We start from the raw sequence: 16,603 nt of genomic DNA, 5'->3' as shown, positions 1-16,603 counted from the left end.
TAACAGTGTACTGACAAGGGGTCCAAAAACCGTTTGGGGGTATCCGCCTATAAAGAGCATCGGGGCAAGTGCGATCATGGTAGTGATCGTGCCGCTCAGGTCTGCGAACATGATCTCCTTGGTTCCATCAAGGACTGCTGTGCGTATCTCTTTACCCAATTCTCTGTAGTGCCTTTCGATATTTTCCATCACCACGACCGTGTCATCCAACAATAGTCCCAATGCCAAGATGATCGCCGTAAGTGTAACCACATTGAAGTCTATTCCCACCAACCACATCAGTGCAATGGTTGAAGCATACACTAAAGGGATCGTAACCAGTACGACCAATATCTGACGGAAACTTGCCAAAAATATGAAGACGACAAGCGTAGACATGATGATCGCATCACGAAGAGACTCAAACATGTTTTGCGTACTCTGTAAAATAGTCTCTTTTTGGGTGTCGCTCACTTCAAAGTTTATGTTTGGGTATTGTGTTTTGAACCCATCAACAATATGCTCAACTTTATCGATCGTTTGAATCACATCCGCTGAGACAGAACGTTGTACAGATAGAGCGATCGCCGCTTTCCCATTCCCATAATACGCAGCAGCGTTTTCGTAATGACCAAAATAGACTTCGGCTACATCTGAAAGTTTCACTTCTGGAGTAAGCATCAGATCTTTGAGTGCCGCTACTTTTTCTCTTTTACCCTGTGATTTGAGCAGATAACGATGTTCTACATTGCTCACAAAGCCTACAGCATAGTCATTGTCATTCTTTTGCAGCGTAGCAATGACCTGCCCCAAGGAGAGATCGTAGCTGTCCAGCAGCTCTTTATCAACAATGATCTGTAACTCTTTTTCATATCCACCAAAAATGTCAACATTCGCGATACCTTTTGTTTTCAACAGTTTATGTTTGATATCACTACTGGCAAGGTCACGGATATCTGCCAAGGTAAGTGCAGTATCATCCTTGGGAGACATGGCAACTACAACGATAGGGGCTGTTGCTTCGGTAATTTTGATGACTTGAGGCTCTTTGATGTCTTTGGGAAGTTTTGAACGTATCTTCGAGAGGGCAGTACTTACATCATTGACTGCGGTATCGATATCTTTGCTGTACTCGAACTCTGCCCGGATCACAGTGACTTCATCGATAGTGTTAGAGTAGGCGCGGCGTATCTCATCTAAAGTATAAAGCTCCTCTTCAACTGGTACGGCGATGTTGCTTGCCATGGTTTTGGCTGACGCTCCAGGCTGAACGATGACCAATGCCACTTCAGGGTAGTTCGAGTTAGGAAATAGGTTTCGGTGTATCTTCCCGTATCCCATGATACCGGTAAAAACAAAAAGTGCCAGAAAAGAGAGGATAATATGAGGTTTTTTAAGAATCTTCTCTATCCATGAGTTGGACTCTTTACTCATCTTTTGCCCTTATGATCTGTACCTTTTCGAGCGCAGGGAGTTGTGCCAGTTTTACTTCAGATGCCTGTGCGATCGAAGTAGCGGGACAAGGAAGAATAAGCAGACGATTGTCATCCTGCATCTCGATATTTACCTGCAAAGGTCTGAATTTTCCTTCAGTATAGACCATGACAAATGTACCTTCTTTTTTATGCAGGACTGTATCGCTTGGAACGATACACCCCTCAGCTTCTTTTGTGAGAACTTCAATATGAATGCTCGCCCCCACAGGTAAGTCAAGTACAGAGGTGAGTTTAACTTCCGCACTCATCAAGCCGTTTTGAGCAATGGTATAGATAGATTTGATCTGACCTATTTTTTGCCCCTCTGCCCAGACCTCCTGCCCTTTTTTAATGGATGCATTCTTGGGTGTATACGAAAAGACTAATTTTTTCACACCGCTGCTCATGCCAAGTATGGGTTTCCCTGACACTGCCAAATCACCTTCATGAAGCAATATGCTATCTATCTCCCCGTCAAAAGGAGCTGCTATCTTGAGATAAGAGAGTTGATGTTGAAGTTGTTCTATTCTCTGAATACTGTTCTCTACAACTACCTCTTTAGCCTGCATCGATACCCTGGAGATATCCAGTTTCTCTTTAGACAGACCGCCCACCTTAAAGAGCTTCCTATTGCGCATATACATACTTTTTGCCAACGCCAGATCACTCTGCTGTGCTTTAAGTGTTGCGTTGAGTGCTTCTATGCTTGATTGTAACTCCATCTCGTCTAACTGTACAAGCACGTCACCTTTCTTCACTTTTTGAGACTCCTCTACAAATACATCTTCTATATAGCCTGCCAATTTGGTAGAGAGCATGATGCTTTTCTCTGAACCCACTTGTGCCAAATAGGACTCTCTATCTCTCATCGTCCCTTGAATCGGGTTCACTACAGGTACCGTTACTAACGCAGTACTGGGCAATGCTTCATTCGTTATTTCAGCTTTTCTGCTTTCCAAAAGTCCTTTGCCTTTGATCATAAGTACAACTACTGCAATGATCACAATTGTTGTGATCATCATTTTTTTTCTTGTCATGGGTTCATTCCTCTTTCTAACAGATAATCCAGATAATAGATACTTTTTTGATAATTATATTTACTCTCGATAAGCTTGGCAGATGCCAATTGTTTTTTTCCTTTTGCCAAGAGTAGATCATTCAGTGTTGCAGCATCATTTTCATAACGTACCTGTTCTATGCTTTCACTCTTTTGTGAGAGGCGAAGCTCTGCAGAATTTCCCAAATACTCAGCATAGCTCTGTTTTATTTTTTCTACCCCTTGGGTCAAAAGCTTTCTCAGGTCAAGCAGTGTCTGCTCTTTATTAAAGATGGCTTCCATCTTGGCTATTTTTGCCTGTTGCGTACTCAAGTCCCGTTTTCCAAAATCTACAAGGTTCCATTTTACATTCACTCCCACTTGCCACAATGTTTCATTCTCCCAATCCTTACTCACCAAGTCTTCACCATAGTTTTTACCGACATAGCTTGAAAAATTCACTTGAGGGAGTTTTGCTGATTCACTTTGGGCTATCCTTTTATCTGCTTTGCCTAATGCCATGTCTTCCATCTCCACTTTAGCTAGTCCAGATGCCTGCGCATAGAGTTTGTTCACAGAATAAGAAGGCTTTTTTACCTTGATGCTTAGGGGAGTCACATTCCCTACGTTTTTACCTGCCAAAGAAGAGAGTGTGGCCTTTGTTATCGCTATATTAGAAACTAAGATATCTTGTTGCGTCTGTGATGCCCTGAGATCAGACTGGGACTTAAGCAGATCTATCTTTGCTTTTTTCCCTATTTTTACTTCATAGGCGATCTGCTTTGTAAGTTTTTTAAGTGCCTGCGTATAGGAACGCTGTGCTGCAACTATCTCTTCTTGAGCCAAAATAGAAAGATAAAGCGATCTAATGTTATATATCAGTTGCTCTTTAGTCAAACTTGCTTTCGCGGTCGACATCTGTTTTGCAATGTCATCTATCTCTATCTGTCTGGTTTGTGCAAATCCTGTAAAAAGAGGTACGTTATAGGTGATACCTGCCGAGAAGAGATCCTGTGTAGTGCTGACAGCACCTCCGCTGCTAATGAGCGCGGGGGTAAGCGGCATAAGTGTACGCGGCGTATTGTAATGCGTATAGTCACCTATAAGGTCGAGTGATCCATACTGTTGGACCCTGCTTTCTTCACGTTTTGTCTGTGCCAATTCTACTTGTGTCTGACTCTGCTTTACCACGGTGCTGTGTTTTATAGCATACTGGATCAATCCATCCAAAGTACTGCCAAATAAAGACGTTGTAAATAAAATTATATAAAAAATACGTATCACGCTTACTCCAATAATGATATTCAGATCCAATGAAAAGTACATACTTAAACAACAATACCATTTATTTATTCTATAGGACTTTTGCTTGAAATCTACATGTAGGATCGAGCTGAATAAGGAGAGATGGATGAGAAAAACGCCCTCTCTTATCTACATATACGTAACCATTTCATTTTCAACGCATTAGCAAGTATGATTTCTTTTACTCTTTTTACCCTACTTCATCCTTGAAGTTTTTTCCACTTGCTGGGTACAAAGTATTTAAATCGTTCTTTGTATTATTTTTTATTGCATCTTAAATAAAAAATCAGAAAAGTATATTGATATTTATCAAGATTTACATATACTTTGGTCAGATGAAAACATTCATTACACAGAACTTACATCTAATTTACGCTAACATACTTCTATGAATTATACGATTGCAGCAGAATTTACCCCGATCATAGACGCTATAGAAACCCATCTGGTGGGAAAAAAAGAAAAGATCGCTTTGTCTTTGGCCACTTTTTTTGCCGGCGGACACCTGCTTCTGGAAGATATCCCCGGTGTGGGGAAGACCACTTTGGCAAAACACCTCTCCCAGGTTTTGGGGCTGGCGTTCAGCCGTATCCAGTTCACCTCCGATATGCTTCCTTCAGACATACTGGGCGTCAACTACTATAACCAGAAAGAAGGTGCTTTCATCTTCAAAAAAGGTCCCGTCTTTACCTCGTTCCTTTTGGCGGACGAGATAAACCGTTCCATGCCCAAAACGCAGTCTGCCCTGCTCCAGGCGATGGAAGAAGGCACGATCAGCATCGACGGAACGCTCTATTCTCTGCCCAGGCCCTTCTTTGTCATCGGTACACAGAACCCGCATGAAGAGGCAGGCACCTTTCCCCTGCCCAATTCCCAGCTGGACCGGTTCATGTGCTCCTTCGGTGTAGGCTACCCTGACAAAACGGCAGAAAGAGAGATCCTGAAAGGCGAGACAGGACACACGGACACCTCTTCTGAGACAATGCTGAGCCCAGAACAAATAGAAAGCTATATGAAACAGGCTTCCGAGGTCACCCTCAGTGATACCCTGCTGGATTTTCTGCAGGAGATCATCGCTTTCACGAGGGAGAGCGGACGTTTTGAATACGGGCTCTCCACACGCGGGGCACTCTCCCTGACCGCCATGGTGAAATCCTGGGCCATGCTGCAGGGGCGTGCCTATGCGACCGCTGATGATCTTCAGGCTGTAACTTCTGTGGTGTGTTCCCACCGTTTGAAGTTTAGAGAAGGTCCCACCACGGCCAGACGTATACATGATGAAATCTTTACGCACATTCGCTCAGATATATAAACGTATAGACCAGCATGCAACGGTCTTCAGTGTACTTGTCGTTGCACTGCTCTTCGGACTCTTCCTGGAAGCGTATATGCATGACTTCAACCTGGTATACATAACGCTCTTTTTCATCTTTTCCCTTGCCTTTTCTGCTGCCCCCATAGGTATTTTGAACCTGGGGCATCTTGAAGCTGCCTATCTTCATCCCGGACGTCTCTTTGCACGCCAGGAGGGTCAGATACCTATAGAGATATCGAACCACTCCAGGACAACCTCATGGTCTGTGACCCTGCATGACGGAAATACTTCACTTCCCCTGGGGCCTGTCAAAGGAGAATCGTCCAAAGTCGTGAAACTTCCTGTGACACCGAAAAAAAGAGGCACATTCGTGCACAAGAACGCTTATCTGGAAAGCAAGTATCCGCTTTCTACCGCACGACTGGTGCTGAAGATCCACGCAGCATGTGAAGCGCTCGTGTACCCTGAACCCAAAGGCGTTCCCCTCGAATCCTTCCTGGAGCAGGAGGAAGCCTTTTACGGGGAAGAAAAAGAGTTTGACGGCCTGCGTGCCTATGACGGTTCGCAAAAGCTTTCGCATATCCACTGGGCGTCAGTAGCAAAAGGTGAAATGTCCGTAAAGGTCTTCAGCAAAGAGACACGGACCCCGAAACTTGTGTTTCATTTTCAGCGTGCGGGCAAAAATGATGAAGCGCGTTTATCCCAGCTCTGTCTGTGGGTACTGGAGTGCGAAAAGCGGAACCTTCCCTTCATGATACAGATGCCCCGCAGACTGCTGCATTCTACAAAGGAGAGTATCGATGAGATCCTTGAAACACTTGCAAGATACTAAACCCTCTCCTTTACAGCTTTTGGACATCTCCTATATCATCGTGCTCCTGCCTTTGATGCTTGTACTGAAAGTACCGATGCTGATCTTTGCATTCATCGTTCTGGGCATCCTGATCTTTAAGAAGACACCGGCTTCAAGGTCCCTTGTGCTCTTCGTCTTTGCGATGGGGATCGCCGCCCTTTTCCTCTCTTTGTACGGGGTCTTTTCATTCAGGGGACTTTCGCGTTTAAAGCTTTTTCTGGAACTGCTCGTCTATGTGCTGCTGATCGTCGTTTCGATGCAGAGGCTTACCCGGGAGATCAACTTCTACCTGCTGCTCTCCCCTATGCTCTTTCTTGCACTCTCGCTGTTCTTTTTCCATGGCATACTCATGCTTCTCTATGTCATATTCGAGATCTTCTTCCTGCTCTGGATGGTGCTAGCACACCGTATGGATGGCGACCTTGTGGAGAGTTTCCGCTCGGGCATGGTGATGTTCATGTATTCCCTGCCCTGGGTGGTGGTGCTTTTCATCTTTTTTCCGCGTATCTCCTTTGATCATGCGACCTACGGGTTCAAAGCGGAGGAAGTACAGCGTATGGGGCATGACGGTACGATGTATCTGGACAAAAAAGCGCTGCTTGTCCCTTCTGACCGTATTGTCATGGAGGTGGGATTTGAGCAGTCTGTCCCTCCTTCAGAGCTTCTCTACTTCCGGGGAAGCATTCTCTATCTGGACAAACAGGACCATTGGGAACCGCTCCCTGAGTATCTGCACAGAGAAACAAAAGCCTACTATCCTACACAGGGGCAGCAAGTAGACTACAAGGTCACTTTGTATCCCACCCAAAAGCACTGGATCTATCTGCTCGATATGCCTTCGCGTGCAGTGAAAAATGCTGCTTTGGACAGAGACCTGATCTCTACTCTGGAAAAGCCGGTCAAAGAACCTGTCCATTATGCCGCCAGCTCTGCCTTGAGCGGTACCTTTCATGATGTTCTGGATGCAGATACGCGGGAGGCCGCCTTGGCGTATGATCCGGAGCGAAACCCCAGAACCTACCGGCAGGCACAGCAGATCAAGGCGGACTTTAGCTCCGCCAGGGAAAAAGCAGCTGCCATCTTCAGCTTTTTTAGGTCACAGTCTTTGACCTACAGCCTGAAACCCGGCCCTCTTGACATCAACAACTCGAGCGACAGCTTTCTGTTCGACAAGCGCCACGGCTACTGTGTGCATTTTGCCTCTTCTTTTGTCACACTGGCACGGATGGCAGGCATACCTTCGCGTATCGTCACCGGATACAAAGCAGACAAAAAGAACAGTCTGAAAAATTATCTTGCCGTGAAAGAACGCGATGCCCATGCCTGGGCGGAACTTTACATCGATGAACACTGGGTCAGGTTTGAAACGACCAGCACCGCATCAGGGATCGATGCGGAAACATCAGAGGCTTTGAACCGTGAGGAGGCGGAAAAAGAGAAAAGCCCGCTCCTGCAGCAGATCAACCTCTACCTCATGTATGCCAAATATCAGGTGGAAACATGGATACTCTACTACAGCAATCTCAGACAGCTGCAGCTGCTGCAATATGCCAAAGAGAATCCTGAGTTTGTTTTGCGCTTTGTGCTGTCACTGCTGGCTCTGGTTCTGGTCACTTTCGGCATTACGGCCTACTTCCGTCGTCCAAGATGCACCCATGAGACACTCTGCATCATTGAACCGCTATTGAAAGCGCTGCAGAAAAAGGGCTACCGCAGGGAAAAGAATGAAACCCTGCACCAATACTTTTTACGCTATCTGAAAGCGCACCCGGACAACCAAGCCATCGCTGAAGTGGACAAGTGCTATGAGCAGATATCCTATGCCGGTGACAGCACCGGATCGACCCAAAAAGCGCTCAAAAAAATGGTGAAAAAGAGTCTATCCTCCCTATAGTTTCAAAGGAATGCCTATCATGGAGACAAAACAGCAACCTCTTAGATGTTTTTTAATAAAATTATAAACCAATTCTCACACGGAGAGAGGACTTTCATGATTAAAAAAAGTAAAAAGGTGATTGCGGCTGGACTTGCCAGCACTTTGACCGTCGCATATATGTTCGGATCTTTTGCACAGGCGGAAGAGTCTGCTGAAAAAAACATTGCACCCTCCACAGCCAAGGACAAGCTCGAAGCATATATCAAATTCACGCAGATCCTTAACGTCATTGAAAGCCAATATGTTGATGAGGTCAACACTACCGACCTGGTAGACAAAGCCCTAAAGGGACTGATGACCAACCTTGATTCCCACTCCTCTTTCATGGATCAAAAAGAGTATAAAGACCTTTCTGTTCAGACCAAAGGAGAGTTTGGCGGTCTGGGCGTCTCTATAGGGATGAAAGACGGTGCGCTTACGGTCATTGCTCCTATCAAAGGTACCCCTGCCGATAAGGCCGGAATACAGGCCGGAGATATCATTTTAAAGATCAATGATACGGCAACGATCGGCATGACCATCGACGAATCTGTCAAAATGATGAGAGGAAAGCCAAAAACCTCTCTGGTCCTGACCATTATCAGAAAAGGCGAGCCAAAACCGCTTGAAGTGAAGATCACAAGAGATATCATCAAGATACAGTCCGTTTATGCGAAGACCATTGAAGAGAAGCTGCTCTATGTACATGTCACTTCGTTCGACCAGAAAGTGGTCGAAGAGGTTCAAAAAGCGATGAAAGAGCACCCTGAAGCTGAGGGAATGATCCTCGACCTGAGAAACAATCCCGGAGGACTGCTTGACCAGGCTGTCGGACTGGCAGACCTATTTGTCGATCAGGGTGTCATTGTCAGCCAAAAAGGGAAAGTGGCAAGCGAGAACCAGAACTACATGGCCACCAAAAAAGGGACCGATACAAAAATGCCGCTTGTCGTACTGGTAAATTCAGGCTCCGCGTCAGCTTCCGAGATCGTCTCCGGTGCGCTGCAGGACCTCAAGCGTGCCATCGTAGTAGGTGAAAAGACCTTTGGTAAAGGTTCTGTGCAGGTCGTGATGCCGATGGGCAAAGATGAAGCGTTAAAACTCACTGTAGCACGCTATTATCTTCCAAGCGGTCGTACGATCCAGGCCGTAGGTGTCACGCCGGACATCACTGTGCCGCTCGGGACGATAGAGTTCATTAAAGACAACCTTTCCCTGAAAGAGAGTGACCTGAAAAAACACCTCGAAAGCGAACTCGCCAAGATCGACGGCAATACCACTACCGTGACAGAAGAGAACAATGCGACCGAAGTGGATGACAGCATCATCACTGAAGACCAGCTCTATCTTGATCTGCAGCTCAAAAGTGCTGTGGATATCCTGAAGGCACTTATCATCACACAAAAAGGAAAAAATTAATGGCAGTAGATACTATTGTGAAACAATCACTGGTCTATGAAGGAAAAGCTAAAAAGATCTGGACCACCGGATATTCGGAACTCTATATTTCTGAATTCAAAGATGATCTTACCGCTTTCAACGGTGAAAAAAAGTCAAGCGAAGCAGGCAAAGGGGCACTGAACAATAAAATATCTGCAGAGCTCTTCAAGTTTCTCAATGAAAAAGGGATCCCTACGCACTTTGTAGAGATGCTTGATGAGAACCATATGCTTCACAAGCGTGCCGATGTCATCCTGATAGAGGTCATCGTAAGAAATATCGCTGCCGGATCCCTGTGCAGAAATCTCGGTCTGAAAGAGGGAGAAGAGCTTCCCTTCACGCTGGTCGAGTTCGACTATAAGAACGATGCGCTGGGAGACCCAAAGCTGAATGACCAGCACTGCCTTATCTTGAACCTTGTGAAAGACGCGTCCGAACTGGAGTACATCCGCTATATGGCCAGAAAGATCAATACCCTGCTCAGAGCGTTCTATGCCGAGAGAAACCTGACACTGGTCGATTTCAAACTGGAGTTCGGGAGAGATGCGGACGGGAACATCATCCTGATCGATGAGCTCAGTCCGGACAATTTCAGACTGTGGGATTCAGAAAGCGGCGAGAGCATGGACAAGGATAGATTCAGAAAAGGCTTGGGCGGACTGAAAGTGGCTTACGAAGAAGTATTAAATAGAATTTTGGGAGAAAAAAAATAATGACAGCAACAGTGAACGTATTTTTAAAAGAAGGCGTACTTGATCCACAGGGAAAAGCAGCACACCATGCACTCGATTCGCTTGGTTTCGAAGGTGTAAAAGATGTACGTATCGGGAAGCAGATCATCCTCAACCTCGATACCGAGGACAGAGCGAAGGCAGAGGCCGAGGTCAAAGAGATGTGCGAGACACTGCTTGCCAATACCGTCATAGAAGACTACACGATAGAGATCGGCTAGTATGAAAGTAGCAGTATTAAGATTTCCGGGAACAAACTGCGAATTCGATACGCAGTATGCTTTTGAAAAACTGGGACATACGACGGAGCTTGTATGGCACGAGGAAACTACGCTTCCTGAAAATATCGATCTTGTCGTCGTCCCCGGAGGATTCTCTTATGGGGACTATCTCCGTTCCGGGTCCATCGCGAGATTCGCTCCCATCATGAAAGCGGTGTCAGCCTATGCTGAGGCGGGCGGAAAAGTGCTTGGCATCTGTAACGGTTTCCAGATCCTTACGGAAGCGGGACTGCTCCCCGGTGCATTGAAGCGGAACAACAATCTCCACTTCATTTCCAAACACCAGAACCTCCTTGTGGTCAACAATGACAATGTTTTTTTGAACCAATGCCAAAATGGGGAAGTACTGAACATCCCTATCGCGCATGCGGACGGCAACTACTACATCGATGACGAAGGGTTGAAAAAGCTTGAGGCCAACGGCCAGGTGCTGCTTCGCTACTCGGATGAGAACGGAAACCCTGTAGTGGTCAACGGTTCTGTCACTTCTATCGCCGGTGTCTGCAATGAAACCAAAAATGTCTTTGGTCTGATGCCTCACCCTGAACGTGCCCTAGAGGCTATTCTTGGAAGTGAAGACGGTATACGTATGCTCAAAGGTTTTGAAGCCTAATGCGACACTTACGCTCTGTATGGCTCGTTGTAGGACTTCTGCTGAGCTTCACCGCCCTCTTAAGTGCACAGAGTGAATTCAAATACAGTTATATGCCTAAGAGCGTTTATGAAAACCAGCTTTTCCCGGTCACGGTCATCGCGGCCGGTCTTTCTCCTTCAGAACAACCCCAGTTCACTTTTGACAGGTCCAGTGACATACAGCCTCTTTTTGACACGCCTCTTGTCGTACAGAACGGGGCAGACAGTTTCTATACGTTCTATTTCAAAGCGTCTGATGTGGATATCCGTGTGCCGCAGCTCTTCATCTCTTCTCAAAGCGGCGAAGATTCGCTTCCGCCTAAAACGGTTTTCATAGAGCGTTTGGAAAAGCGTGAAGACTTCTCTGAAGTGCTCGCTGCAGATATGAATATCAAGAACTCTCAGGTCTCCAACTATGATGAAAAAAGCCATATCGTCACGCTCTCTCTGGAAGCCTATGAGGCCAACCTGGAAGACATGAGGCTGGACGATGTTCAGGAGTCGGGTGTCGAGTCTTTAAAACGGGACCATGCAAAGGTGGAAGCGGAGTTTTACGTGGTCCTTCCCATAAGCGAAAAAATGCTCAGGTTCAGCTATTTCAATACGATCAAAAGACAATTTGAACTTTTAGAAGTTCCTGTGGTCGTAGAAGATGCTTCGGTCACGACACAGACAGATCTGAATCCCAAAGAAGACAGTTTTGACAAGCTCAAAAAATATACCTTTATGTTCCTGGTAGGTTTCTTTTTCATCATGTTCCTCTTTAAAAGAGATTTCTTTTACCTTGTCCTTGGTGTGGTCTCTCTTATCACCCTTCTGACCTTCTACATACCGCATAAGAAGATATGTGTCAAACAGGGGGCATCGCTCTACATACTGCCGACGCAGACGAGCACGATCAGTACCAGGATCGACCAGGAGCTGGATACGATGCTTCTGGGAGAGCGTGAAGGATTTAAAAAGGTCGAGTACAAAGAGGGTATCATAGGATGGGTCAAAAATGAAGATCTTTGCGAGGATTAGGTTCTACTGGGGAGCGTTCGTCATCTCCTTCAATACCGCCGTTTTTATGATACCTGCCCTGATGCTGTTCGGCAGGCACAAGAGCACGATCGTACACCATATCAACCGTTTGACGCTCTTTATGATAGGCGGCAGGCTCAAGCAGGAAGGTGAGATGGATACGACGGTGGATATGTATGTCATGAACCATCAGGGTATCGTCGATATCATCGGGCTTGAGGCGCTGCAGAACAACCACCTGCGCTGGGTGGCCAAAAAAGAGCTTTTCGAAACGCCCTGGTTCGGCAACCTTCTCCGTCACGGTGAAATGATATCGCTCGACCGCCAGAACAAGGCGGGTCTGATCAAGCTCATCAAGGATGTCAAGGAGTCCAGGGAGGTCCTGCATCGTCCCGTGGCGATATTTCCCGAAGGGACAAGAACGGACAAACAGCCTCTGCTTCCTTTCAAACAGGGGACCAAGCTCATCGCGGAGAAGTTGAACCTGCGTATTCAGCCCATCGTGATCACGGGGAGCAAGTGGGTACTGAACGAACACAAGCACTCGGCCCACAGCGGTACGGTCAAATATACGTTCCTACCTGTGATCAATGTCACGGGTGAAGAGAAGCAGTGGTTTGAAACCCTCAGAACAGAGATGCAAAAGGTTATAGATCATGAGTATCACCACCATCATCGCAGTCGCTAGCGGCGGCGCCATAGGTGCCACGCTGAGACTGCTTATCAACGGAGCGGTAAACAAGCATTTTGTGCATGCCCTCCCCCTGGGAACGCTTGCCGTGAATTTGCTGGGAAGTCTGCTGATAGGGATGCTATTTGCCTATTTTCACCTGAACACTTCGATCACACCGCATATGAAAACATTTCTGGTGACGGGCATACTGGGTGCGCTGACCACCTACTCTACCTTCGCCATAGAGAGCTTCTTTCTGCTTGAGGCAGGTGACTATATGCATGCGTTCGCCAACATGGCCCTGAACGTCTTTGGTACGATACTCCTGGCAGGACTTGGGTATCTGCTCATACTACAAATTACAAAATAGGAAACACCGTGTCCACACTAAACGAAGAGATAGAAAAACACATCAAGAAGCTTATACACCCGCTTAAAGAGCCTGAAGAGCTGCTGGAAGTGCTCAAGGTCAAACTGACCAAGAAAGAGCTCAAACTGCTTAAGTCATGGGCTGAGGAAATGACGCAGGATGAGATCCAGACTGCTATGCATCTGGACGAAGAGCGTTACGGCGAACTTTCCGCCAAGCTCATCAAGAAGCTCAATCAGGAAAAGATCAAACAGGCGATGTGCATCTAGCCTACACTACCAAGAACAAAGAGCAGGCATTGTAGAACATATGCAAGAAGATACTGGGTGCTACGTGCCCGTACTGCTCTTTAAAATACCCAAATACCAGTGACGGTACAAAGACCAGCAGTGCCCAGAGCGGTGTGTGGTGCACAAAGTGCATCAACACGAAGAGCACTGACGTCACTACGTTAGCCACACTCAGATGAAAAAATAATGGGTACTGTTTCGTTTTTGAAGCGATGTACTCCTGTATCACCCCACGAAATGCCAACTCCTCCACTACCGGATAAAACACGATCAGAAAAAACAGATGTTTTACATCGGAAAAGAGGTGTGCTGTGTCAATGGGGGTTTGCTGGAAAATGAAGTGATAAAGAAGTACAAAAAGAGGAGCAGCCAGGACGGCCGCTCCGAATTGGATATGTGTTTTGTTCACGGAGAAGATTATTTGATAAATCTTCTTCTGAATGGATAGAGAAGTCCCATAGCCATCATCACAAGGAACATCATATCAAAGTTCTTGCTGTCAGGGTTGTAAGTACAACCACCACCGCCACCGCTGCTATATACTGTAGTAGATGTAGGTGTCGTAGGTATCACTGTACCTCCATCCGGTTCGATATAACTTCCATTCTCGTCTATGTAGCTCGGTGGCGTTTGATCATTCGATACATAAGGCGTGATACGGATAGTGAATGTGGCACCAATCTGATCTGCCGTGTTATCTCCCACTTCAACTATATAGTTCAATCCCAAATTCAATGTATCTTCAATAAATCCAACACTGTAAAGATCATTTGCCATCCATGCATCTATTTCTGCTGTTGAAACCAGTGCAAAGTTATCAGCCATTCCTTTATGCCAAGCAGGTGTTGCATTTACATCATTTGCCTCATCTGGTGTTGTACCCCAGTATGCAACAAGTTCTGCATCAGTTGTTGGATCGCCATCATTATCAAAGAAGATTCCATATGGCTGCCATTTAGATGGTAACCAGTGACCAAAGAGTGCATCATAGTTACCACCTTGAATAGCACCATGGGTAGTTTCTGTAATATCATTAGTATTATTCAAACTAACCGGCAGATATGCTCTTATTTTATCGAAGAAACCATCCTCAAAACGCACTACACCTTTATGTTCCTCGTATGGACCCCAAAGGCCATGTGAGAAGTTTGCCATATCATCTACTCCCCAAATGTCAGTAGAGTTATTGTTCTCATCAAGCTTCTCATCATTTTCCCCAATACCAAGAGAAAGTTTTAATTGGGCATTCGGCTGCTTGTTATGATCCAGGACCTCAATCTTATACCCCATTAGTCTAACATCTGTATAGTTATTAATTTTCGAGAATACCTGATATCTTTGCATACTGGAATTTGAATCAGGATCAAGGTTGAAAACCAAGTCAATTGGTTTACCATAACCACCGACAGAGGTATTTACATCTGCGACAGTATCTGGCAGCATTCTTACCTTGAAACGCTTATGTGTCTGAAAGCCACTTGAACAGATTGTAGGAACTGGACCTGCTATAGCAGTTGTATCTAAATATCCACTTTCTCCTGTTCCTGTATCTTCAGCAGACAAATATGAAGTTGTCATGATACAGTTTTCCGGTTTACCATTATTTACTCCAGTATCTCCATTGATAATCTTGATACCTGCCGGTTCACCCACTGGCCAATCTTTACCGTTCAGTGTACCCATAATGGTAGTATTAGTCTCGGATACAGTGATGTCGGAGGCAAAAGAATCACCATATGTAAGTGGCGTATATGTCCCATCTACTTCATAAAATTCCTCTCCAGATAGCTCTCCAGTCTCAGCATTGATCATTCTGACATCAACATTGTCAAAGTTCCATCCGCCAAATCCATGCTGTGTAGGTGGTGTAGTTTCTACATACGGTGCATCAGCATCCGCACCGATGATCTTACCGGCATACGCATTCGAAGCCAACAGCATTGCTGCCGCAACACTCATTTTTACAAAATTCGTTCTCATTTTTACTTCCTTTTGATTTAATGATTTAATAAATCATATATAAATATAACATAATTGATATTGATTGTACATCACCCAAAAGGGTGATATTTTCTTAAAAGAGCATATTAAAGCTGATGAGGAAGTCTCTGTAGTCCTCGATCCCCGGTTTTGAGGGACTCGCCCAGCTGTGTTCTACTGAGAGTTTCATAGGAAGATGGTATTTGAACGAGTAGTCCAACCCCAGTGTGATGGCATTGTCTATGTCTTGTACATCGATCTTCTTCAGCTCTCCCTTTCCACCATCAGAATAATCATAAAGGTCATCCATCGTAAGGTAAGCAAGTTTCACACCAAACTGCGGTGTAAGGTTCACCTCGCCACCTACAGAGAAGGCTTCATTGTCTACATTGTCAAGCTCTCTGGATGTACCTGCGCCTATCCCCGTGTAGGTCACTTCGTTCTTAAAGACCTTGCTCATCGTCAGAGTGACCTCTTTGTCACCAATGTACCCTTCGACCATCAGGTCCATCCCGTAGGTTTCACGTTCGATGCGAAGTGAACTGAAGTCAGAGGTTGTATCACCGCCCATGATGGCAAATCCGCCCAGAATGACATTGTAGGCACCTACAGGATACTCATATGCCAGCCTAAATAAAGGAAGTAAATTGCTTGTGAGATCCAGTTGGTTGTTGTCCTGCCCCTGCGCATACATACCCACTGTCGCGAAAACATGGTCTCCGTCTGCCAGTGCGCCGTCTTTGTCAAAATAGGCTTGCAGACCCGTTGAAGCACCTGTACCGATCTCCGTAGCCTGAAGGGCGTTCGAGAGTCTTCTGATGTCGAACGTTCTGAACGGTTTGTAGAGACCCGAATTGTAGATCTCCATCCCCGAGAAGGGACCGAAATCTGCTGTAGAGTAGGCTGCCAGACCTACGTAGCCGTCTTCGATCTCATCTGCATAGACCACTTTACCCGAAATCGCATTATCCCTTTGGGATTTGTAGGACAGGTTGAGAAGCGCACCCAAGTCTTCTGTAACCCTTCCCCCCAGATACAGTGCCGCCGTTCTGGGAACCGATAAAATACCGTCATTGGTTTCAGTGGTGTCACTCACATTCCCTGATCTACCTGGCTTATTATCTGTCTTTTCATAGATAGACTTGAACATCACTGACGGATTGATGTCCGAACCGCTGCTGTTCTCATCTGTGAACTTTTGGCTGATGGTCATCCCCGAAGCCATGAACTTTCTACCGAACTTGTTAAGTCTTTCTATGTGCTGCATGTGACATGCACTACAGTCCATGCCTGTCTGAGTCGCA

Annotated in this window: 17 protein-coding genes; 11 read left to right on the top strand and 6 right to left on the bottom strand. The window is 45.9% G+C overall.

The genetic code is table 11. The features are described from left to right. From VIM88_RS10065 to VIM88_RS10055, 3 genes are all read right to left on the bottom strand, one after another. The coding region (locus VIM88_RS10065; protein ID WP_331862761.1) for an efflux RND transporter permease subunit at positions 1-1,413 on the bottom strand (1,413 nt) is incomplete at its 3' end. Beyond that, positions 1,406-2,491 carry an efflux RND transporter periplasmic adaptor subunit gene (locus tag VIM88_RS10060; RefSeq protein WP_331862760.1) on the bottom strand — a complete coding sequence of 362 codons (1,086 nt, stop codon included), beginning with the start codon at positions 2,489-2,491 and terminating at the stop codon, positions 1,406-1,408. The genes VIM88_RS10060 and VIM88_RS10065, both read right to left, overlap by 8 nt. Next, positions 2,488-3,720, bottom strand: coding sequence for a TolC family protein (locus VIM88_RS10055; RefSeq protein ID WP_331862759.1), 1,233 nt, complete (start codon positions 3,718-3,720; stop codon positions 2,488-2,490). Before VIM88_RS10055 ends, VIM88_RS10060 begins: the two co-directional genes overlap by 4 nt. A 463-nt stretch (positions 3,721-4,183) precedes the next feature. Here VIM88_RS10055 and VIM88_RS10050 point away from each other — a divergent pair, with 463 nt between their 5' ends. The 11 genes from VIM88_RS10050 to VIM88_RS10000 all read left to right on the top strand — a co-directional run bounded on the left by VIM88_RS10050 (position 4,184) and on the right by VIM88_RS10000 (position 13,298). Next, the gene (locus tag VIM88_RS10050; RefSeq protein ID WP_331862758.1) at positions 4,184-5,107 is read left to right on the top strand and encodes a MoxR family ATPase; all 924 of its coding nucleotides are present in this window, start codon (positions 4,184-4,186) and stop codon (positions 5,105-5,107) included. Further along, the gene (locus tag VIM88_RS10045) at positions 5,073-5,942 is read left to right on the top strand and encodes a DUF58 domain-containing protein (protein ID WP_331862757.1); all 870 of its coding nucleotides are present in this window, start codon (positions 5,073-5,075) and stop codon (positions 5,940-5,942) included. Before VIM88_RS10050 ends, VIM88_RS10045 begins: the two co-directional genes overlap by 35 nt. Then, positions 5,911-7,857, top strand: a complete 1,947-nt coding sequence (locus tag VIM88_RS10040; protein ID WP_331862756.1) for a DUF3488 and transglutaminase-like domain-containing protein — start codon at positions 5,911-5,913, stop codon at positions 7,855-7,857. Before VIM88_RS10045 ends, VIM88_RS10040 begins: the two co-directional genes overlap by 32 nt. Positions 7,858-7,953: 96 nt before the next feature. Next, positions 7,954-9,297, top strand: a complete 1,344-nt coding sequence (locus VIM88_RS10035; protein WP_331862755.1) for a S41 family peptidase — start codon at positions 7,954-7,956, stop codon at positions 9,295-9,297. Continuing rightward, on the top strand, positions 9,297-10,031 hold the full coding sequence (purC, locus tag VIM88_RS10030) for a phosphoribosylaminoimidazolesuccinocarboxamide synthase (protein ID WP_414717499.1): 735 nt from the start codon (positions 9,297-9,299) through the stop codon (positions 10,029-10,031). The genes VIM88_RS10035 and purC overlap by 1 nt, the downstream gene beginning before the upstream one ends. After that, a complete protein-coding gene (gene purS, locus VIM88_RS10025) occupies positions 10,031-10,270 on the top strand; it encodes a phosphoribosylformylglycinamidine synthase subunit PurS (RefSeq protein WP_331862754.1) in 240 nt (79 codons plus the stop codon). Before purC ends, purS begins: the two co-directional genes overlap by 1 nt. Position 10,271: 1 nt before the next feature. Then, the gene (gene purQ, locus VIM88_RS10020; protein WP_331862753.1) at positions 10,272-10,943 is read left to right on the top strand and encodes a phosphoribosylformylglycinamidine synthase subunit PurQ; all 672 of its coding nucleotides are present in this window, start codon (positions 10,272-10,274) and stop codon (positions 10,941-10,943) included. Next, positions 10,943-11,986: a hypothetical protein gene (locus VIM88_RS10015; RefSeq protein ID WP_331862752.1), complete on the top strand. Its 1,044-nt coding sequence runs from the start codon at positions 10,943-10,945 to the stop codon at positions 11,984-11,986. The genes purQ and VIM88_RS10015 overlap by 1 nt, the downstream gene beginning before the upstream one ends. After that, positions 11,964-12,674 (top strand): lysophospholipid acyltransferase family protein, encoded by a 711-nt coding sequence (locus tag VIM88_RS10010; RefSeq protein WP_331862751.1) that lies wholly within the window; start codon positions 11,964-11,966, stop codon positions 12,672-12,674. Before VIM88_RS10015 ends, VIM88_RS10010 begins: the two co-directional genes overlap by 23 nt. Beyond that, positions 12,643-13,029, top strand: a complete 387-nt coding sequence (crcB, locus tag VIM88_RS10005; protein ID WP_331862750.1) for a fluoride efflux transporter CrcB — start codon at positions 12,643-12,645, stop codon at positions 13,027-13,029. The genes VIM88_RS10010 and crcB overlap by 32 nt, the downstream gene beginning before the upstream one ends. An 8-nt stretch (positions 13,030-13,037) precedes the next feature. Next, entirely contained in the window at positions 13,038-13,298 is a 261-nt protein-coding gene (locus tag VIM88_RS10000; protein WP_331862749.1) for a hypothetical protein, read from the top strand. Position 13,299: 1 nt separating this feature from the next. Here the strand turns inward: VIM88_RS10000 and mrtJ are convergent, their stop codons facing one another. The 3 genes from mrtJ to VIM88_RS09985 all read right to left on the bottom strand — a co-directional run. Beyond that, on the bottom strand, positions 13,300-13,728 hold the full coding sequence (mrtJ, locus tag VIM88_RS09995) for a JDVT-CTERM system glutamic-type intramembrane protease MrtJ (protein ID WP_331862748.1): 429 nt from the start codon (positions 13,726-13,728) through the stop codon (positions 13,300-13,302). Between the two features lie 8 nt (positions 13,729-13,736). Further along, positions 13,737-15,299, bottom strand: coding sequence for a choice-of-anchor F family protein (locus tag VIM88_RS09990; protein WP_331862747.1), 1,563 nt, complete (start codon positions 15,297-15,299; stop codon positions 13,737-13,739). 94 nt (positions 15,300-15,393) lie between these two features. Further along, a partial coding sequence (locus VIM88_RS09985; protein ID WP_331862746.1) for a hypothetical protein occupies positions 15,394-16,603 on the bottom strand: 1,210 nt, incomplete at its 5' end.

Origin of the sequence: Sulfurovum sp., from assembly GCF_036568385.1 — a bacterium.
Taxonomy (GTDB): Bacteria; Campylobacterota; Campylobacteria; order Campylobacterales; family Sulfurovaceae; genus Sulfurovum.
The sequence above is the reverse complement of the archived record's forward strand: the minus strand, read 5'-3'. Positions and strand labels throughout refer to the sequence as shown.